Below are 19,241 nucleotides of genomic sequence, written 5' to 3' on the forward strand. Positions count from 1 at the left end.
AGCACCTAACAAACATTTTTCTACACACGCATCTATTTTTATCTTTTTACTTGTTTGGTGTTACTCCCCTTAGGCGGGGAGTATCGTTCCCCTTACCGAGGGAGTGTCACTCCCCTTAGGCAAGGAGTGTTGACCCGATTAGGCTTCGTGTGTTGACCCGATTAGGCTTCGTGTGTTGACCCGATTAGGCTTCGTGTGTTGACCCGATTAGGCTTCGTGTGTTGACCCGATAAAAAAGTTACACTTTTTTATCTTTCTTTTTTTATATTTGAATGAGTAAAAATTGCTATACCTTCTAATTATTCTACTATTTAAGATTGTGTTAGTGATTTTATTACGGATATAAACAAGTTAGCAGCAATTTGACAAAAAAATTGAGTTCAAGAAACGAAATAGATAGAATAGTATTTTATTCAAAAGAAGATATGGCTTCAAGTCATAACCTTATCAAGGCTGAAAAATTATTGAACAGTTTCAATTCTAAACAAAATTTCACGTTGAATGACTTACTTGAATTCTACAATATTAAGTTACATTTTGATAACGAACTATTTTTAACTAAATGGAGTAAATCTGACCAAGAAAAGTACAATCAAATTATAGAGGAAAATTGGTCATCGTTGAAAAAAAGGTTTTTAAAAATCAGTGACCAAAATATTGAGAATATTATAAAAGGTTTAGAATATCGATATAAAAATAATTTTTGGGAGTTAATTGATAAATTAAGTATTTATAAAAGCATCTCTCATTCAACATTTAGTGATATTCTTAAAAATTTTTCATCTCAAATAAATTACATTCTACCACAAAAGAATATAGTTCAGAAATTCAACAAAGTAATACGAGATTTTTTGATGAATTATAAAAATTCAGCTGAAATCCTGCTTTCGCAATTTGAAGAAAAAAAGAGTGACAATAAGTCTACTAAATTCTATTTCCCAAAAAGTCTCAGTTTGTCAGATAAAGAAAATATCATAAGTACTTACTTAGACCGTGAAGATTCCAACTTAAATTACGTAAGATTAGCCCAAAAATCAAAAGATTCAAATGAATTAAAGCTTTCAGACAAAACCAAATACAAAGCAAAAAAAAAGGCTGAAGAACAAAACAATGAAATAATAGATAAAGGACATACTTGGAATATAAGAGTACAAGGTGGACTTAGTGAAGACCAAGACGAACCTGTAATATTCAAAAATGAAAATGGATTAATAGAAGCCACTTACAGCGAAAAATATTTGGATGGAATTGAAAACCAAGTAGATTTATTTAAAGTGTTTAGTTACCTGTTTAATTACACAGATGAAACCTCATTAATCTATTTAGTCAGTAAGACAAGTGAATTAGACGTTTTGGAGCGTGTAATGGGCTTAAAATCCAAAAACGAGTATGAAATCGGAGAAGTTTTTACGAGAAAAGAAATGCTCTCTATTATACAATTACATCTCATTGATAATTATCTGAAAAGAAAAGGTCGTGGAATTGAACAAGTAATTAATTCATTTATCTCGCACATAAACGAACTACTTGAGCCAAATAATTTAATGTTTCAAATTAGAGTTTCAGACTCACCGGAATTAGACAAAATTCGTACCCTTTTACCTGATTTTGACTTTTTACTAAAACAGTATAAAAATTTAGCTGATGATGGCACTATTGACATTGAACTTCTTCAAGTAAGTTCTAAACCAATTGGATTTAGTCAAATTACCAGTCAAAATACCAAAAAGTATCTTTATTCTAATGACAAATTAATTTTAAAACTCAAACACATATTTTTTTCAGACCAAAGTCATATGTATTACACAGAAACTTTTGGAACAAAACACACTAATTTGTTTGATTTACTAACACAAGAAACAGTAAACATTGAAGATTTTGCAAACTACCAAAAAGATACAATTCAAACTTTAGTTGAAGATGGTTATCTAAAAATCAATAATGAAAAAAATGTAGAAATAGATAAAATCACTTTTATATACATCATTAGAGAAATTCATAGAAACGAATTACTAAGTTATTGGCATTATCCAAAATTCGTAAGAGACGAAATTGACCTGTTAATTGAGAAAAAAATGTTGTTTAACGAAACCACTTTATTTTCTAAAGAAGAAGTAAAATATCTTAATTTCTATCTAAACCAAAAGATATATACAAATGGTTACGATTTAAGAAATAAGTATTCGCACGGAACAAACACTCAATCTGAGGACAAACATAAAAGTGATTATTATTTAATACTCAAAATAATTATTCTTACTTTGTTAAAGATTGAAGATGATATAATTATAAACAAAAAAACTGTTGCTAACAATGGCTATAAGTAATTGCTTGTTCTCGTCTACTTCTGAAAATACTCGCAGATTTTCAGTTTGGTGTGTACTTGCAAAGTTTCGTGCTAAACCACGCAACTACTCATAGTCGAATTTAAGACTAGTAAAAACCATTAGCAAGAAGATAAAAGAAAAAGGTATAAAATGAGAATAACAAACATATTACTAATCGCATTCCTCTCTTTAAGTTTATTAAGTTGTAACTCAAAAAAGCAATTAGAAAACAAGTGGGATAAACTTACTAAAGCTGATAGTGAACAAGTTGAAATTAAAAGAATTAAGTGACTTTATTTCAGAAATAGATGGTCATTTTAAAATGAACGGAATTACTCAAAGTAAAGACACTTTAAACCTATTAACACAAACAAAGGATTCTGTAAAAATAGACCATGTAAATCTTATAATTTACTGGAGAGAAAACAGTTTCCATGCTAAAAACTGGAAGCCTATAAATCAAGACAATATTTACTTATTTTTTAGAGAGTAAATTATATCAATAGTAGATAATACTTTTAATTATTTATTTGATAATTTAAAAGCTCCTTCTTATATCAGATTATTATTTTGAGTGAATGGGCAGATACTTATAAAATAATTCAAGAGATGTTCAGATTCAAATATCGCTCAATCTTTTATATTAATTAAATAGATAAACTCAACATAACGCAATAATTTCATTACTTTTGTGTTATTATCAACTCAACCTATGTACAGTTTCAAGAGCCGGGGGGCTAATTACTGTGCATGAAAAAGTAAGAGCATCCAAATTTTGAATGCTCTTTTGTTTTTAATTACTTTTTTATATTTGCTTTTTAAAAAAACACTGTGCCTACAATTCCTTCATTTAAAGAGTTTAAAGAACTACACGTAACAATTCAAAACGTATTAATATCTTTTTTTATATTGCCTTTTTGGTATGTTTCTTTAAGGCTTTTTACAAATACTTTTTTTGATAGTAATTCTTTTACAACAGTAGTTATTTTTTGTTTTTGTTTTAATATGATTTCGTATTTAACCATAGAAACGTATTTGTATAAAATTTTTAAGTTTCAGAAAAAAAACAATGAGTCATTTAATAACTTGTTTAATGCTTTTAAAAATAATACATTGTCAGTATTATCTGTTTTGATTAACATTGTTTATCTCTCACTATTTATTTTTATCTACTACGTTATTACAGTTATAGCAAATATTCGTTCTAATTACTTCTTTTTTTGTGTTTTTTATTATTTCTTTCTGTTTATTATTCTCATAATACTTAAACGCCTTTCTTACAAAAAAAAACGTAAAAATGGCTATAATTAATATCATTTACTCTATTTTAAGAACACCTTATATACTCTTTACTATACTAAAATTTAAAGAGAAAGCGTCTTTTCGTTTATTTCCTGAGCCACAAAAGGCTTAGCAAAAACAGCATTTAAGCTGGCAATAACTTCAGTATAACTACCATTTGCCAGCGGAACTGTTATAGTAGATCCTTTAAACGCTACTAAACTTTGTCCTGCCTCAGCAGACTGTTTAAAAGGTGTTTGCATAACTGAATCACTCATAGTTCCGAAAGGACCATAAGAAGCCCCGCTTTTACCTGTTAAAGTTATTTGTGATACACATTGCCAACCATACCACACGTCCGTATAACCAGAAATAGCCACAATTGGGTCGTTTAACGGTATATCAATCGTTTTAGCTACTCCACTATTTCCACCATGCTGTGGTAATGTAAACACTCCAACACTTCTATCCTGAGTCCCAGTATTATAAGGTCCAGTTCCGGTATTTACTGTCTGAATAGCATCTAGTACATCACCCGAACGAATCATCATTTGCGTTATATTTGGATTCCCCGCAGCGCCAACTATCGGAGTATCGTCAAATGCGTTACTTGGTAATGGATTGGCTAACTGATTAAGAATCATAAATTGGGCTTGCTCAAACTGGAAGTTTCCAGAGTTAAAACGCCACATAAAAATGTCTTGATAATCATAAGAACCCCCGTTACTAGTAAACCCATCAGAAACCTCACTCCAAACTTGTTGAGCACTAGAGTTAGGTGCTGCATTTCCCGGTTCAAATTGCGCACCATAACCAATTTTCTCTGGCGATATTCCAGCACTTATAAATTCATATAATGGCATGCCATCGTAAAACTGTGGTGATACAAAATCGAAGGCACTATTTACAGTTGGATAATCAATAGAATTTGTTGGCCATGCAGGAGTAAACGACAAATAATATTTTACTGGCTGCTTATCAAACACTAAGCGAATCGTAGAAAACAAGATTTTAAATTGAGATTGAGTCATGCGTGTAGACACATCACCTTCCCAATCAACGTCCAATCCGTTCATACCAGTCTCTTTTAAGTAAGCTACCAAATTAGTTGCAAAATTAGTTGCTTCTTCTTGTTCGTTTCCACCAGATGAAAAAATTGAAGCTAGTGTGTTATCTCCCGAATAAACCATGGTTGTTAAAAACTTAATATTCGGATTCACTTGTCGGGCATCCTTCAATACAGAATTCAAATAATCTTGATTTGTAAGTCCACCTGGGTGTGATGAGTCACCTATTTTAATGGTAGTGCCTTTAGTAGCAGGAACTACCTCAAAAAAAGCAATTCCAAGAGATGTTACACTGTTATATACGTTGTATTTAATAAGTGATTGAAAACAACTATCAGGACTATTATAGTTTGTCTTAGGTGGTTCATCTTCATTTAAAAAGATCCAAGCGTTAATACCGTAGGGGAATTGAGAATTTTTCATAATATATTGTATTTAATGTTTACTTAGTTATCTTCGACAGCAGATTAAAAACCTAATCAAATACATTATATATCTAACAAACCTTTAGGCTTTACCTGAGTACGAATGCAGTTTTTTAAAGTCCCCTACTGCACTTATTATTTCATATCATTTGCTATTATAAAGTTGATAAATTAATAAACATCGTTTTAAAAAAAGTCAGTAAACGATTGATAATCAATCACGAACACATGTTTTACATGTATAAAAGAAAAAGTCGGATACCAACCAAAAGCTGATGCTTTTGAATTGTTTAAATTGATAAAGGAATAAAAACTACAATACCATATAAAAATAATTACTAGTACAAAACTAGTTACGAAAACGCCATTAACACTCCAACCACTCCTAAAAACAAACACAATGGAGAAAAAAACTTGGTATCGTTTACGGCAAACTCTGTTGCCTTAGTTTTCTTAAAAAAGCCTACATACTTAAAATCACCTATAGCCCTAATGAGAAAAATACTGGCTACAACATAAAGCCCATAGTTTTGTAGCCATGTAGGCATTGAAGGTAACGTAAATAGTTGTGTTTTTTCTGCATACACAACCGCAAAAGCACCTACTACTATAGCTACTACAAAAGTTAGTGCTTTAGGTGGGTTTATCGCTTTTTCATTTGCTGTTTTAGTAGGTATGACAGCATCTACCCATAAAGTTCCACCAAAAGCCCAATAAACGTGAATTAACGAGATAAAAAAGAGAATTAAAACGCAAATCACTCCTAAAAAATGTATCATAAATTGTAGTTTTTACCGTAAGTTTGTCTAACAAATTTAAGCATTCAACATGACAACTTTATTCATAAACATTAAAGAATTAATACAAATTAGAGAAACAAGTACTAAAAAAGTATCTGGAGCTGCCATGAGTATTTTACCTACCATAAAAAATGCTTTTTTATTGGTTGAAAATGGTATTATTACTGACTATGGAAGCATGAAAAAAGCTCCTACTTCTGCTGATAAAACGGTGGATTGTACTGGTAAAATGATGTTGCCTACTTGGTGTGATTCGCATACGCATATTGTATATGCAGGCAATCGTGAGCAAGAGTTTGTGGATAGAATTAATGGTTTGAGTTATGAAGAAATTGCCAATCGTGGTGGTGGTATTGTAAATTCTGCAAAGAAGTTACAAGAAACTTCAGAAGAAGATTTGTACCAACAATCGGCAAAACGCTTAGAAGAAGTAATTGCTTTAGGTACTGGTGCTGTTGAAATAAAATCAGGTTATGGTTTAACCGTAGATGCTGAGTTAAAAATGTTACGTGTTATTAAAAAGCTACGTGAAAACTACAACATCCCTATAAAAGCCACTTTTTTAGGGGCACACGCCTTCCCTACTGAATACAAAAACAACAGAGAAGGATATATCAATGTAATTATTGAAGAAATGTTACCTAAAGTTGCTGAGGAAAATCTAGCGGATTTTGTAGATGCTTTCTGCGAAACGGGATACTTCTCAGTAGAAGATACTGACAGAATTTTAACCGCTGCGCAACAATACGGATTAACACCAAAAGTACACGTAAACCAGTTTACAACTATTGGTGGTATACAAGTAAGTATAAAACACAATGCCTTGTCAGTAGATCATTTAGAAGTAATGAATACAGAAGATATTGAAGCGTTGAAAGGAACGCAAACCATGCCTGTTGCCTTACCTTCTTGTTCGTACTTTTTAAGTATTCCATACACCCCTGCTCGTGATATTATAAATGCAGGATTGCCGTTAGCCTTAGCTACCGATTACAACCCAGGGTCTACACCATCAGGAAACATGAACTTTGTAGTAGCAACGGCTTGTATTAAAATGAAAATGACACCAGAAGAGGCTATTAATGCAGCAACCATTAACGGAGCCTATGCAATGAATTTATCTGATGAGGTTGGAAGTATTACCAAAGGAAAAAAAGCGAATTTAATCCTTACTAAAGAGATTCCTTCGTATGGGTTTTTACCGTATTCCTTCGGAAGTAACTTAATTGATTCAGTGTTTATCAACGGAAAAGAGGTGTAAATTGCACACTGTCATTCCGAGTAATAACGTATAATCTCATTAAGGTGAGTTACGAACATTCTTGAGGTTTCTCCTTTAGTTACACTCCAGTTCAAAATGACGTTTTAACAACGTTTGTCATTCCTGCGTAGGCAGGAATCTCTTAGAAGGTATTAAAGGATGCACAAAACAAATCATCAATATTATATTTATATCATCACTAATAAAAAAGATGGGGTTTTATATATAGGTGTTACTAACAATCTTGAAAGAAGAATCTTTGAACATAAAAACAAACTTGTAAAAGGTTTTTCTTCTAAATACAACCTGGATAAATTGATTTACTTTGAAGAGCACCAATTTATTAAGGAAGCTATAAAAAGAGAGAAAAACATGAAAAAATGGAAAAGAGCATGGAAAATAAACTTAGTAATTAAAGAGAACCCTAATTGGGATGATTTAGCTAAAAACTGGTATAACTAACAAAAAGATTCCTGCCTACGCAGGAATGACAATACAACAATATGCTAACAATATTCAACGAAAAAGACATACAAGAATTTGTAGCTCCTCGTGAAGGAGAAACAAAATTAGGAGAGTGCGTTGCGGTTATCGACTCTAAAAAAGACCTACAATCGGAACTTAAAAATTCCTCTGCTTCTTTTGTTATTTTAGGAGTTCCAGAAGATATTGGTGTTCGTATGAATGGCGGAAATGGTGGTGCACACACTGCTTTTGTTCCTGCTTTAAAGTCGTTTTTAAACACCCAGCAAAACCAATTTATTAATGGAAATGACATCCTTGTGTTAGGCTATTTAGATTGTTTGGACGATGTATATAGTTTTGATGTTTCTGACAGAGAGAAAGGTGATTTATTAGTAAAAGCGATAGATAAAGAGCTTTCTAAGCTTATTAAAATAATTGTTGAGAGTGGTAAAACTCCTATTATCATTGGTGGTGGACACAACAATGCTTACGGAAATATTAAAGGACTTTCTGAGGGGAAAAATCAACCCATAAACGTAATTAACTTAGATGCACATACCGATTTACGCCGTTTAGAAGAGCGTCATAGTGGTAACGGATTTTCATATGCCTTACAAGAAAGTTTTATTAAAAATTACTTTATGTTCGGATTGCATGAAAACTACACTCCTCAGTATATTTTTGACATGATGCACAACAGTTTGCATCTAGAGTATAATACTTTTGAAGAATTAGAGGTATATCAGTCTACTTCTTTTGATGGAGAATTACAACGTGCTAAAAACTTTATAGAAAATACTCCTTTTGGTATCGAAATCGATTTGGATTGTGTACAGCATTTTCCAAGTAGTGCCATGACTCCTAGCGGATTTACTCCACAACAAGCTCGTAGATTTACACATTATTTTGGAACACTACAAAATGCTTCTTATTTACATATTTGTGAGGGAGCCCCTGCAGTTGTTAAAGATGAAATAGCTAACGGACAAGTAGGAAAATATATTAGCTACTTAATTTCTGATTTTATTAAGGCTAAGAGTAATTAATTATACGTTATTACGAACCGAGATACAACAAAACTCAATTAAAAACTTGAAGGTTTAGTTACACTGATTTTTACGGCTTTCCTCTCTGGCTACGATACTTATAACTAGGTAAGAAATACAAAAAAGTACGAGCAGATGCTCGTACTTTTTATGGTATATAGGTTTTGTTTGAAACATCAAACACTACTGTTGCCTGTTACATAACAGTAGTGTTTGGTGTTAAACAACAGTACTGTTGTTACTTAGGCAACAGTAAGGCTAAATGTAGAATCACCTACCATAATATCCTTTAAAAAGCGTTCAGAATTTCCTGTTACTTGCGTTTTAACTCTAACATGGTAGTTACCTGTAGCAAGGGCTGGAACTTGACCAATAATCTTCTTATAGCTATTTTGTGCTAAATAAGAAACTTTGGTTTCGGTACCATCTTCGGCAACAAAATACAAACCAACCTCAGGTAAGTCACCCGCAACTTTTAAGCGCAAACCGTTCAGCTCAAACAAACCGTTGGCAGATAAGGTAGTATTCGTAGTTACTGTTAAATTATTAATAACCGTGTTGGTAATAGGTGCAGTTACTTTTTGTAGCGGAATATCGTCTTTAATTTCATTGATTAACTTTCCGCTGTTGAGGTTTACGTGTAGTTTATGAGTTTCAGGATTAAAACCATCCTCCTCCGTATCAAAAACTCCAGAAATAGAGTAGCCAATATTTAGTAAGGGTAGGTTAATGTTATCGCCCTCTTCTATCGACTCGATAATCTCTTCATAGTAAGAATTAAGTACCGCTACAATATCGGTTTTACTTACTAGGTTTCGTTTACTCAACATTTTATCAATCAACTCATCTTGATTAATAGTACGCTCTGTTAATATGCGTGCTGAGTAGTTGGTTTCATTGGTTAACTTGTTTTTAATTAAATAGTACTTCATCATATTGATTTTTAAATTATTTACTTTTCCTTTTGAATACTTTTTTGGGTAGTAACACTTACAATAAGAGTTACTCCTTTTAATGAGATTCCTCACTACCGTTCGGAATGACGGTTTGGGTTTGCTATTAGTTTGCGTCATTTCTGTAATGACGATGTACAAAAACATTTTCTAAATACTACTTACTTTACAAGTATATTTGCATACAGAAAAAAGAAAAATAGTATAGCCTTAATGACACATCCTTTACGACAGCATATTGAAGAGATTATACCTTTAACTGATGAGGAATTTGCCTATATTCTAAGTTTTTTTCAGCCTATTACTAAACGTAAACATCAATACTTATTGCAAGAAGGCGAAACTGCCAATAAAGAGTATTGGGTAGTTAAAGGTTGTGTAAAAAGTTATTTTATTGAGGATAGCGGTAAAGAGCATATTCTTCAATTTGCTATGGAAAATTGGTGGATTACCGATTACGAGTCATTTGTAAAGCAACTACCTTCTAAAACTGCAATTAACTGTATTGAAGATTGCGAACTACTATACATTACTTACGAAAACCGTGATAAACTAACTGCCTCTATGCACAAAATGGAACGATTTTGGGCTAAAAAGAGTAAAATGGGCAGAATAGCTCTTCAAAAAAGAATTGTATCACTCTTACAAAATTCTGCAAAAGAAAGATATGACCGACTTTTAGAACAATACCCTACCCTTTTTCAACGGGTTCCTAAAAAAATGATTGCTGCTTATTTAGGCGTTTCTAGAGAAACTCTTAGCAGACTTAATTCTTAGTTTTAGTACTTCTTATTATTTGTATGTGACATACATCACTTTAAAGGTGTGACATAGTTCCTGTGTAGAGTTGTGCATCCACCGCAACTTTGTAGCATAATTTTAAAACATATTATTATGCCTTTTGTAAATATTAAGATTACTGACGAACAAGTAACTCAAGAACAAAAACGTCAACTTATTGAAGGAACTACACAACTTTTAGTTGATGTGCTTCAGAAAAACCCTGCAACTACCCATATTGTTATTGAAGAAGTTCCTATGGGTAATTGGGGACATGATGGTAAACAATACTTAGGAACTAAAAATAAGACTCATGAAAAATAAAACCGTAATTATTACAGGAGCTTCAACGGGTATTGGTAAAGAAATTGCTAAACTTTTTATTGAAAAAGAATGCAATGTAGTAATGAATGCTTCTAACGAAGAAAATTTACGAAATGCTTATAAAGAACTAGGAAGTCCTTCAAACGCAGCATTTCTTGTTGGAGACATTAGTAAACAGGAGACAAGTAAGCGATTAGTAGCCTTGGCTTTGGAAAAGTTTAACGCTATAGATGTGTTAATTAACAATGCTGGAATCTTTGCTCCTAAGCCTTTTTTAGAGGTTGAAGAAAGTGATTTAGAGTTGTATTGGAATGTAAATTTAAAAGGAACTTACTTTGCTTCTCAGGCTGTTATTCCTAGTATGGTAGCACAAAAAAGTGGAGCTATTATAAATATAGGAACCGTTTTGGTAGATCATGCTATTGCTGGTTTTCCTGCTACTGCTCCTTTAATTAGCAAAGGTGCAATTCATGCCTTAACCAGACAACTCGCTGCTGAGTTTGGTAATGATAATATTAAAGTAAATACTATTGCTCCAGGTATTATTAGAAGTCCGTTACAAAATAAAATAGGCATTGAAGATGCTGATAGTTTAGCTGGATTACACTTGTTAAACCGTATTGGTGAGGTTACTGATATTGCTGAAGCTGCTTACTATTTAGCTTTTTCAAATTTTGTTACAGGAGAAACTATGAATGTAGCTGGTGGACACACCGTTGGTCATGCTATTTAAAAAATAAAAAGATGTATAAAGAGAATATAACAGCAATAGAGCTTTTAGTAACGAACTACTTTGAGGGTATTTTTTATGGAGATACTGAAAAACTTAAAGTATGCTTTCATAACAATGCTCCTATTTATGGAGACATTAAGGGAGTTGATTATTTTAAAAGTTCTGAAGATTATATTGATGGTGTTGCTAATAGACAAAGTCCAAATGATTTGAAGGAATCTTTTAACATGAAAATTATTGGAGTTGATATTATGGGGGAAATTGCCATGGCTAAGTTACATGTACCAATGTTAGGGTATAATTACTACGACTATTTATCGTTAACTAAAATAGATACTGACTGGAAAATTGTAGCTAAGATTTTTACACATGTAATATAAAGACAAAAAACCACCGACTTTAATTCGGTGGTTTAAAAATATGTATTAAGGTTAGTTATTTCTTAGTACATGTTTTGTAATGCTGTAATATCGTTACCATTAAACTCTCCGTCTTCGTTAGAGCTAAAGCAAGCTAACATAACTGAAGTTGAATCGTATCCTGTTGGTGTACCAGACACATGGTTAGCTCCTACACCTGCCGTACCTTCGTTACTATTTTGTCCACAACTTTGACGGCTAAACCAATCAGTATGTCTAAACCCTACTGAATGCCCAATTTCGTGTGTAATAACATGCTCAACAACATTAGTATCGTAGCTGTTCAAACCATATATTTGTACAAACTTATAAGGTAAGCCATTACTTGGAAAACCTGCGCTACCACCTGCTCCAGATTGAGTTGGATTATGATATACCACCATATCTTTAGTATCATAGTTGGTACCAAAACTTAATGTAAAGCTAATAGAAACTCCACTTAAATTATTGTAATTATCTACTGCCCATTGAAGTGCTGTTTGCTCTTTACTAGAAAGACCATATCCACCACCACCAGTATATCCAATAATAGAAATATTTCTACCTTGAGACACTAAATTATTGGTTGAGTATTGACGAGCAGATTGATCTTTAGCTTTAGCCATAGCAAACAACTGATCTTCTGTCATTACTACATCTTCTTCTAAAAATAAGCGCACTTCTGATGTTCCGTCAGGAAAATAAAAATTATCATAACGAATATGATCTACATTTAACTCCAATTTGGCTGCAGCATCAACAACCTCTTGAGGTACAGGTTTAAGCCCTGGATTATCGCTATATTGCAGTATAGCATCTGATTCTTTAATTTGTTCGTTTTCACTTGAACATGAGGTGAAGAATACACCTACCGACAAGCCCATAATTAGGGCTAACTTTGTTTTTCTCATAATATGAAGGGTTTTATAATTCGCTGTAAATCTACACTTTAGATTCAAATACCTAAAACAAAACCTAAAAAAATGTTAAAAAAAAGAATATTTAAACAGAAAAATCATAAAGTATTAAATATTTAACAATAAAGGGTGATTTTAAACAACCAACAAACAGGCTAGCAACTACTTATAAACAAAACTTCCTTTAACCATGATAGTTAAAGGAAGTTTATATAATTATTTATAGTTTTTACTACTTATATAATGGTGCTTTGCCCCATGTGTATATTTTGGAAGTTCATATCACTATCTTCTTGATTATAGATATAATCTGCTATAAAATCTCCTACTTTACTAGTGGAAAACGGGTTTTCTGAATTGATATCTTCTGTAGTTATTCCTAATTCTAATGATTTTTGAACAGCACGCTCTATTGTATCTGCTTCAGCATGTAGCCCTAAGTGTTTTAATAATAACGCTGATGATAGTATTGATGCTAGTGGATTTGCAATATCTTTCCCTTTTGCTTGTGGAAAAGATCCATGAATAGGCTCAAACAACGCATTTTCTTTTCCTACTGAAGCTGAGGCTAACAAACCTATAGAACCTCCTATAACACTTGCTTCGTCTGAAAGAATGTCTCCAAAAAGGTTTTCTGTTAGTATTACATCAAACTGTTTTGGGTTTAAAATTAATTGCATTGCAGCATTATCTACAAATAAGAAATCTAGTTCAACATCTGGATATTGTGTTGCCAATGCTGTTACTGCTTTACGCCATAACCTTGACGTTTCTAGTACATTGGCCTTATCTACCAATGTTAGTTTTTTTCGTCTTTTTTGAGCTGCTTGAAAAGCTAAATGTGCCATTCGATCAATTTCTTCAACTGTATAAGAGCAACCATCAAAAGCATGCTGTCCGTCATCACTTAACTCTTTAATCCCAAAATAGATTCCTCCAGTTAATTCTCTATAAATAGTAATATCTGTTCCTTCAATCCTATCTTTTTTTAATGGTGAATTATGAATTAAGGTATCATACGCTTTTACTGGGCGTACATTACAAAACAATCCTAGCTCTTTTCTTAAACGTAATAACCCTTGCTCTGGACGCACTTTTGCTGTAGGATCATTATCGTATTTTGGATCTCCAATAGCTCCAAATAAAATAGCATCACTCTTTTTACATAATTCAACAGTTTCTTCTGGCAACGGGTTTCCTGTTTTATCAATAGCACAAGCACCCATTAATGTTTCTGTAAATAAAAATGTATGGTCAAATACATTACCAACAGCTTTAAGCACTTTTTTTGCCTGTTCTGTTACCTCAGGTCCAATTCCATCTCCTGGTATTACTGTAATATTATACTTCATCTTTTTATTTTTTATATCATTGTTGCTTCAAAAGCTGTTATTGTGTCTTTTTTACTGATTAAAAAATCTATATCGTCATAACCATTTATCATACATAGCTTTTTGTATGGATTGATTTCAAAATCTACATTACCTATAGGTGTTTTAAGTTTTTGGTTTTCTAAATCAACTATAATCGTTGTATCAGGTAATTCTGTTACTTTTTTTAACAGTTTTGCTAAATATTCTTTGGGTACTTGTACTGGTAATATTCCGTTATTAAGTGCATTTCCTTTAAAAATATCTGCAAAAAAACTACTGATGACTACTTTAAATCCGTAGCCTGCTAATGCCCATGCAGCATGTTCTCTACTTGAGCCACATCCGAAATTATCTCCTGCTATTAAAATGCTTCCTGTATAATTTGTATTGTTTAAAACAAAGTCTTCATTTAAACTACCATTTTTATTGTAGCGCCAATCTCTAAACACATTGTCTCCAAACCCTTCTTTATTGGTTGATTTTAAAAATCGTGCAGGTATAATTTGATCGGTATCTATATTCTCCGTGGATAACGGTACTGCGGTATCTATTAGTTTAACAAATTTCTCCATTAGTTTAATTGTTTTGTAAAGTCAGTAATTTTCCCTTCTACTGCCGTAGCTGCTGCCATTAATGGACTTGCTAAAATGGTTCTCGCTCCTTGCCCTTGACGCCCTTCAAAGTTTCTATTTGAAGTTGACACGCAGTATTCTCCTTCTGGTATTTTATCGTCATTCATTGCTAAACATGCTGAACAACCTGGTTGTCGTAATTGAAATCCTGCTGCTTCAAAAACCTCTTGCAAACCTTCTCGTTTTATTTGTTTTGCTACTTGTTGTGACCCTGGTACTAACCACGCATTTACATTCGCTGCTTTTTGTTTTCCTTTTATATAGTTTGCTGCAACTCTAAAATCTTCTATTCTTGAGTTAGTACAACTTCCAATAAACACATAGTTAACGGGTGTATTTATTAATGATGTTCCTTTTTTAAAGTTCATATATTGTAATGATTTTTCAAAGGAAGCATCATTAAATTGGGGAATGTTCTCTGAAATTTTTATTCCCATTCCTGGGTTGGTTCCATAAGTAAGCATTGGCTCAATATCTTCTGCCTTAAAAGTGTATTCTTTATCAAACTTTGCGCTTTTATCAGTCTTTAATGTTTTCCAATAGGCTACTTTGTTATCAAACTCGTCTCCTTTTGGTGCAAACTCACGTCCTTTTACATATTCAAAAGTGGTTTCATCTGGAGCTATCATGCCTCCTCTTGCTCCCATTTCAATACTCATATTACATACGGTCATACGTCCTTCCATAGACATTTCTTCAAACACATTTCCTGCATATTCGCAGAAATATCCTGTACCTGAATTTGTTCCTAATTGTGCTATGATATACAAGATTACATCTTTAGGCAACACTCCTTTTTTCAACTTACCGTTTACAGTTACGCGTAAACTTTTAGGTTTTTCTAACAACAAACATTGGCTTGCAAATACTTGGGCTACTTGGCTTGTTCCAATACCAAAGGCAATGGTACCAAAAGCACCATGTGTTGATGTATGGCTATCTCCACAAACCATGGTCATTCCTGGTTGCGTAATTCCTAACTCGGGAGCCATTACATGCACAATTCCGTTATATCGATGTCCTAATCCATATAAAGTGATATTGTTTTCCTTACAATTTTGTGTTAACTGCTCTAGTTGATGCCTTGACAGTTCGTCTTTTATTGGTAAATGTTGATTTACGGTTGGTGTATTATGATCGGCTGTTGCTACTGTTTTGTCTGGTCGTGCAATTGGAATATTACGTTCTTTTAACTCGTTAAATGCTTGCGGACTGGTTACTTCATGAATTAAATGTTTGTCTATGTATAATATTTGTGGTCCGTCTTTTACAGTATCCACTACATGCGCATCCCATACTTTATCAAATAATGTCTTTCCCATTAAGCTATGGCTATTTTTGAAATTTTATTAACTTGTTTCATAATCTGATGAATGTCTTCATCGATTACTTCTTTTTGTCTGTCAGCAAACTGTAAGAACGTTTTATAAGCTGTATCTAACTGAATTTTAGTTAACTCGTACCCTATCTTTTTTGCACGATATGCCAAAGCTGCTCTTCCGCTTCTTGCAGTTAATACAATAGCACTTTCGGTTACACCTACATCTGCTGGATTGATAATTTCATAGGTTTCACGATTCTTGATAACTCCATCTTGATGAATTCCTGAGCTATGCGCAAAAGCGTTTGCCCCTACAATAGCCTTGTTAGGTTGCACAGGCATTCCCATACGTTCACGAACCATGATACTTGTATCGTACAGTAACTTAGTGTTAATATCTGTTTGAAGGTTTAAGTATGGATGCTGCTTTAAAATCATTACTACTTCTTCTAAAGCCGTATTTCCTGCTCGCTCTCCTATCCCGTTGACGGTACACTCTATTTGACGCGCGCCATTAACAGCTCCTGCAATAGAGTTTGCTGTGGCTAATCCTAAATCGTTATGGCAATGGCAAGAAATAATTACATTTTCAATGCCTTTTACGTTGTCTTTTAGGTATTTTATTTTTGTTCCATATTCTTCAGGCAAACAATATCCTGTAGTATCTGGAATATTCAACACTGTTGCTCCAGATTTTATAACTTCTTCACAAACTTTGGCTAAAAAAGCATTATCGGTTCTACCCGCATCTTCTGCATAAAACTCCACATCATCTACAAAGTTTTTAGCATATGAAACGGCTTCTTTTGCTCGCCTAATTACTTCTTCTTTCGAAGCATTGAATTTATACTGAATATGTGAATCACTAGTACCAATACCTGTATGAATTCTAGGCTTATTAGCAAACTTCAAGGCATCTGCTGCTACTTCAATATCTTTTTTCACAGCTCTTGTTAGTCCGCAAACAGCAGCATTTTTTACTAATTTAGCTATTTCTTGTACTGATGTGAAATCTCCTGGACTGGATACAGGGAAACCTGCTTCTATTACATCAACTCCTAAAAAATCGAGTCTTTCAGCAATAATTAGTTTTTGTTGGGTATCTAATTTACATCCTGGGACTTGCTCTCCGTCTCGTAATGTGGTATCGAAAATTTGAATTTTATCGCTTTGCATAAATCTAACTATGATTATCAAAATAAAAACCAAATGTATATATTGGCTTTTCTAGCAAGCTCTTTTTTAACGGGTTAGTTACGATATCAAAACAACAAAAAACAAAAACAACACACTGAAAAACAAAAAGTTATGCGTAAACAAATTACATTCTCCAATCAACAAAATGACGCGTTGTTTGTTTTGATAAAGTCTTTATCCAAGTCAGAAAAACGTCAGTTTAATTTATATGTTGGTCGTTTAGGGGGTAATGTAGACGCTAAATTTTTTGCACTTTTTAAATTGCTTGAAAAACAGAAAAGTTATAACGAGAAGGCTATTATAGATAGCGGTGTAGTGAGCAAACAACAGTTATCTAACTTAAAAGCTCATTTATACAAGCAAATACTAACTAGTCTTCGTATGAATCCTGCTCATAAAAATATTCGAATTCAAATACGTGAGCAGTTAGATTTTGCTACAGTTTTATATCAAAAAGGGTTGTACAAGCAAAGTTTAAAACTGCTTGACAAAGCAAAAAATATGGCGGTTGAAAATGAAGAAAAAAATGTTGCTTATGAAATTGTTGAGCTTGAAAAGGTTATTGAAAGTCAATACATAACCCGAAGTATTGATACACGTTCTGACGAGTTAACTATCCAAGCGAAAGGACTTAGCATGCAAAATGTTATCGCCAGTAAATTATCAAACTTGTCGATACAACTATACGGAACTTTGTTGAAAAATGGTTATGTAAAAAATGATGAGGAATTACAACGAGTGAATACTTATTTTTATTCTAAACTTCCTGAATATACGTATGAAAACCTGGGGTTTAGAGAAAAGCTATGGTTATACAAAGCACATTTGTGGCACAGCTTTTTAACGCAAGATTTTTTACAGAGTTATAAGTATGCTAATAAATGGGTAGATTTATTTAAGCATGATACTAAAAATATTTCTTTGCATCCTGTTTTTTATTTAAAAGGAAAGAACTACTTATTAGAAAGCTTATTTTTTATAAAGCATTATGATAAGTTTAAAGAAGAACTTTCTGCTTTTGAAAAGGAAATTGAAGAAAAAAGTATTCCGCAAAATAGCAATACTGAAATCTTAACTTTTCTATATTATTATGCTAACAAATTGCACTTACACTTCTTAGAGGGTAGTTTTTCTGAAGGCGAATATTTAGTGGCTATTATTAATGATAAGATTAATAGTTATAAGAGTCGTCTTGATAATCATCATATCGTCGTATTTTACTATAAAATCGCCTGTTTGTACTTCGGTATGGGTAAAAACAAGGAATGTATTTTATATTTAAATAAGATTATTAAGCCTAAAAATATTCAGGTAGCTAACGACTTACAGTGTTTTGCGAGGGTACTTTCTTTAATTGCTCATTACGAGTGTGGATTGGATTATGATTTGGAGCGACAGTTTAAAGATACCTATCGCTTTTTACTAAAAATGGAGAATTTACAAGAGGTTCAAAAAGAGTTTATTTCTTCTATAAAAGCGTTGGGAGATGTGTTTCCGCATCAAATAAAAAAGGAGTTAAAAAAAGTACACAGTCGCCTCAAGGTTTATGAGAATCATCCTTATGAAAAAAGAGCTTTTTTATATTTAGACATCCTTTCGTGGCTTGAAAGCAAGATTGAAAATAAACCTGTTGCTCAAATTATTAAAGAGAAATTTGTTAGTTCTCAAAAGTGTTGAAAATAGTATTAGATTTATCCTTGTAAAGTACTGATTAAAAAAATCTAATTACTAATTCTCGTCTCCTTTAGGAAAGCTAAACAAGTTGACTAAATATAAACATGCTAATTAAAAAAAGTAAAAAGTATCTAAAAAATAACTTGAAGAACATCTCTGAACCTTTTGGATAGGATAACTTATTTTTACTATCACCTATAAATATCTTAAAAGACTCCTTATTGCTTTCAATTAAGTTAACTAATTTAAATAGCTGGTAAATACCTA

The 19,241-nt window shown here is 32.6% G+C and carries 18 protein-coding genes; 10 read left to right on the top strand and 8 right to left on the bottom strand.

Annotated elements, in window-relative coordinates:
• Positions 1 to 374 precede the first annotated feature (374 nt).
• Positions 375 to 2,327: a hypothetical protein gene (locus tag Q4517_RS06205; RefSeq protein ID WP_303507470.1), complete on the top strand. Its 1,953-nt coding sequence runs from the start codon at positions 375 to 377 to the stop codon at positions 2,325 to 2,327.
• Between the two features lie 259 nt (positions 2,328 to 2,586).
• Positions 2,587 to 2,820, top strand: a complete 234-nt coding sequence (locus tag Q4517_RS06210) for a hypothetical protein (protein ID WP_303507473.1) — start codon at positions 2,587 to 2,589, stop codon at positions 2,818 to 2,820.
• A gap of 871 nt (positions 2,821 to 3,691) precedes the next feature.
• Here the strand turns inward: Q4517_RS06210 and Q4517_RS06215 are convergent.
• Together Q4517_RS06215 and Q4517_RS06220 are read right to left on the bottom strand one after the other, a co-directional pair.
• Positions 3,692 to 5,098 carry a glycosyl hydrolase family 18 protein gene (locus Q4517_RS06215; RefSeq protein ID WP_303507475.1) on the bottom strand — a complete coding sequence of 469 codons (1,407 nt, stop codon included), beginning with the start codon at positions 5,096 to 5,098 and terminating at the stop codon, positions 3,692 to 3,694.
• Between the two features lie 355 nt (positions 5,099 to 5,453).
• Positions 5,454 to 5,879, bottom strand: coding sequence for a DUF3995 domain-containing protein (locus tag Q4517_RS06220; protein ID WP_303507477.1), 426 nt, complete (start codon positions 5,877 to 5,879; stop codon positions 5,454 to 5,456).
• A 49-nt stretch (positions 5,880 to 5,928) separates the two neighbouring features.
• On the opposite strand from Q4517_RS06220, the gene hutI reads away from it, so the two are divergent.
• The 3 genes from hutI (at position 5,929) to Q4517_RS06235 (ending at position 8,672) form a co-directional block, all read left to right on the top strand.
• The gene (hutI, locus tag Q4517_RS06225; protein ID WP_303507479.1) at positions 5,929 to 7,161 is read left to right on the top strand and encodes an imidazolonepropionase; all 1,233 of its coding nucleotides are present in this window, start codon (positions 5,929 to 5,931) and stop codon (positions 7,159 to 7,161) included.
• A 159-nt stretch (positions 7,162 to 7,320) separates the two neighbouring features.
• Entirely contained in the window at positions 7,321 to 7,623 is a 303-nt protein-coding gene (locus tag Q4517_RS06230; RefSeq protein WP_303507481.1) for a GIY-YIG nuclease family protein, read from the top strand.
• Positions 7,624 to 7,664: 41 nt separating this feature from the next.
• Positions 7,665 to 8,672: a formimidoylglutamase gene (locus tag Q4517_RS06235; RefSeq protein WP_303507484.1), complete on the top strand. Its 1,008-nt coding sequence runs from the start codon at positions 7,665 to 7,667 to the stop codon at positions 8,670 to 8,672.
• A 242-nt stretch (positions 8,673 to 8,914) separates the two neighbouring features.
• On the opposite strand, the gene Q4517_RS06240 is transcribed toward Q4517_RS06235, so the two are convergent.
• Positions 8,915 to 9,604 carry a DNA-binding domain-containing protein gene (locus tag Q4517_RS06240; RefSeq protein ID WP_303507486.1) on the bottom strand — a complete coding sequence of 230 codons (690 nt, stop codon included), beginning with the start codon at positions 9,602 to 9,604 and terminating at the stop codon, positions 8,915 to 8,917.
• Between the two features lie 234 nt (positions 9,605 to 9,838).
• Between Q4517_RS06240 and Q4517_RS06245 the strand changes: the two genes are divergently transcribed.
• From Q4517_RS06245 to Q4517_RS06260, 4 genes are all read left to right on the top strand, one after another.
• The gene (locus tag Q4517_RS06245) at positions 9,839 to 10,402 is read left to right on the top strand and encodes a Crp/Fnr family transcriptional regulator (RefSeq protein WP_303507488.1); all 564 of its coding nucleotides are present in this window, start codon (positions 9,839 to 9,841) and stop codon (positions 10,400 to 10,402) included.
• Between the two features lie 117 nt (positions 10,403 to 10,519).
• Positions 10,520 to 10,729 (top strand): 4-oxalocrotonate tautomerase family protein, encoded by a 210-nt coding sequence (locus tag Q4517_RS06250; RefSeq protein WP_115900639.1) that lies wholly within the window; start codon positions 10,520 to 10,522, stop codon positions 10,727 to 10,729.
• The gene (locus Q4517_RS06255) at positions 10,719 to 11,462 is read left to right on the top strand and encodes an SDR family NAD(P)-dependent oxidoreductase (protein WP_303507492.1); all 744 of its coding nucleotides are present in this window, start codon (positions 10,719 to 10,721) and stop codon (positions 11,460 to 11,462) included. Before Q4517_RS06250 ends, Q4517_RS06255 begins: the two co-directional genes overlap by 11 nt.
• A gap of 11 nt (positions 11,463 to 11,473) precedes the next feature.
• On the top strand, positions 11,474 to 11,842 hold the full coding sequence (locus tag Q4517_RS06260; protein ID WP_303507494.1) for a nuclear transport factor 2 family protein: 369 nt from the start codon (positions 11,474 to 11,476) through the stop codon (positions 11,840 to 11,842).
• A gap of 62 nt (positions 11,843 to 11,904) precedes the next feature.
• On the opposite strand, the gene Q4517_RS06265 is transcribed toward Q4517_RS06260, so the two are convergent.
• The 5 genes from Q4517_RS06265 to Q4517_RS06285 form a co-directional block, all read right to left on the bottom strand.
• Complete coding sequence (locus Q4517_RS06265) at positions 11,905 to 12,771, bottom strand: M57 family metalloprotease (protein WP_303507496.1); 867 nt, start codon at positions 12,769 to 12,771, stop codon at positions 11,905 to 11,907.
• 242 nt (positions 12,772 to 13,013) lie between these two features.
• Positions 13,014 to 14,129, bottom strand: coding sequence for a 3-isopropylmalate dehydrogenase (leuB, locus tag Q4517_RS06270; RefSeq protein WP_303507498.1), 1,116 nt, complete (start codon positions 14,127 to 14,129; stop codon positions 13,014 to 13,016).
• Between the two features lie 11 nt (positions 14,130 to 14,140).
• The gene (leuD, locus tag Q4517_RS06275; RefSeq protein WP_303507500.1) at positions 14,141 to 14,722 is read right to left on the bottom strand and encodes a 3-isopropylmalate dehydratase small subunit; all 582 of its coding nucleotides are present in this window, start codon (positions 14,720 to 14,722) and stop codon (positions 14,141 to 14,143) included.
• Positions 14,722 to 16,104: a 3-isopropylmalate dehydratase large subunit gene (leuC, locus tag Q4517_RS06280; protein WP_303507502.1), complete on the bottom strand. Its 1,383-nt coding sequence runs from the start codon at positions 16,102 to 16,104 to the stop codon at positions 14,722 to 14,724. The genes leuD and leuC overlap by 1 nt, the downstream gene beginning before the upstream one ends.
• Positions 16,104 to 17,279 (bottom strand): 2-isopropylmalate synthase, encoded by a 1,176-nt coding sequence (locus tag Q4517_RS06285; protein WP_303507504.1) that lies wholly within the window; start codon positions 17,277 to 17,279, stop codon positions 16,104 to 16,106. Before Q4517_RS06285 ends, leuC begins: the two co-directional genes overlap by 1 nt.
• 132 nt (positions 17,280 to 17,411) lie before the next feature.
• On the opposite strand from Q4517_RS06285, the gene Q4517_RS06290 reads away from it, so the two are divergent.
• Positions 17,412 to 18,977, top strand: a complete 1,566-nt coding sequence (locus Q4517_RS06290; protein WP_303507506.1) for a hypothetical protein — start codon at positions 17,412 to 17,414, stop codon at positions 18,975 to 18,977.
• Positions 18,978 to 19,241 lie beyond the last annotated feature (264 nt).

The organism is Tenacibaculum sp. 1_MG-2023 (assembly GCF_030547425.1).
Taxonomy (GTDB): Bacteria; Bacteroidota; Bacteroidia; order Flavobacteriales; family Flavobacteriaceae; genus Polaribacter.

What these genes read in the sequence shown, in the direction of transcription:
- Q4517_RS06215 (WP_303507475.1), bottom strand. Translation starts at nt 5,098, where the DNA reads ATGAAAAATTCTCAATTCCCCTACGGTATTAACGCTTGGATCTTTTTA.
- Q4517_RS06220 (WP_303507477.1), bottom strand. Translation starts at nt 5,879, where the DNA reads ATGATACATTTTTTAGGAGTGATTTGCGTTTTAATTCTCTTTTTTATC.
- hutI (WP_303507479.1), top strand. Translation starts at nt 5,929, where the DNA reads ATGACAACTTTATTCATAAACATTAAAGAATTAATACAAATTAGAGAA.
- Q4517_RS06230 (WP_303507481.1), top strand. Translation starts at nt 7,321, where the DNA reads ATGCACAAAACAAATCATCAATATTATATTTATATCATCACTAATAAA.
- Q4517_RS06235 (WP_303507484.1), top strand. Translation starts at nt 7,665, where the DNA reads ATGCTAACAATATTCAACGAAAAAGACATACAAGAATTTGTAGCTCCT.
- Q4517_RS06240 (WP_303507486.1), bottom strand. Translation starts at nt 9,604, where the DNA reads ATGAAGTACTATTTAATTAAAAACAAGTTAACCAATGAAACCAACTAC.
- Q4517_RS06245 (WP_303507488.1), top strand. Translation starts at nt 9,839, where the DNA reads ATGACACATCCTTTACGACAGCATATTGAAGAGATTATACCTTTAACT.
- Q4517_RS06250 (WP_115900639.1), top strand. Translation starts at nt 10,520, where the DNA reads ATGCCTTTTGTAAATATTAAGATTACTGACGAACAAGTAACTCAAGAA.
- Q4517_RS06255 (WP_303507492.1), top strand. Translation starts at nt 10,719, where the DNA reads ATGAAAAATAAAACCGTAATTATTACAGGAGCTTCAACGGGTATTGGT.
- Q4517_RS06260 (WP_303507494.1), top strand. Translation starts at nt 11,474, where the DNA reads ATGTATAAAGAGAATATAACAGCAATAGAGCTTTTAGTAACGAACTAC.
- Q4517_RS06265 (WP_303507496.1), bottom strand. Translation starts at nt 12,771, where the DNA reads ATGAGAAAAACAAAGTTAGCCCTAATTATGGGCTTGTCGGTAGGTGTA.
- leuB (WP_303507498.1), bottom strand. Translation starts at nt 14,129, where the DNA reads ATGAAGTATAATATTACAGTAATACCAGGAGATGGAATTGGACCTGAG.
- leuD (WP_303507500.1), bottom strand. Translation starts at nt 14,722, where the DNA reads ATGGAGAAATTTGTTAAACTAATAGATACCGCAGTACCGTTATCCACG.
- leuC (WP_303507502.1), bottom strand. Translation starts at nt 16,104, where the DNA reads ATGGGAAAGACATTATTTGATAAAGTATGGGATGCGCATGTAGTGGAT.
- Q4517_RS06285 (WP_303507504.1), bottom strand. Translation starts at nt 17,279, where the DNA reads ATGCAAAGCGATAAAATTCAAATTTTCGATACCACATTACGAGACGGA.
- Q4517_RS06290 (WP_303507506.1), top strand. Translation starts at nt 17,412, where the DNA reads ATGCGTAAACAAATTACATTCTCCAATCAACAAAATGACGCGTTGTTT.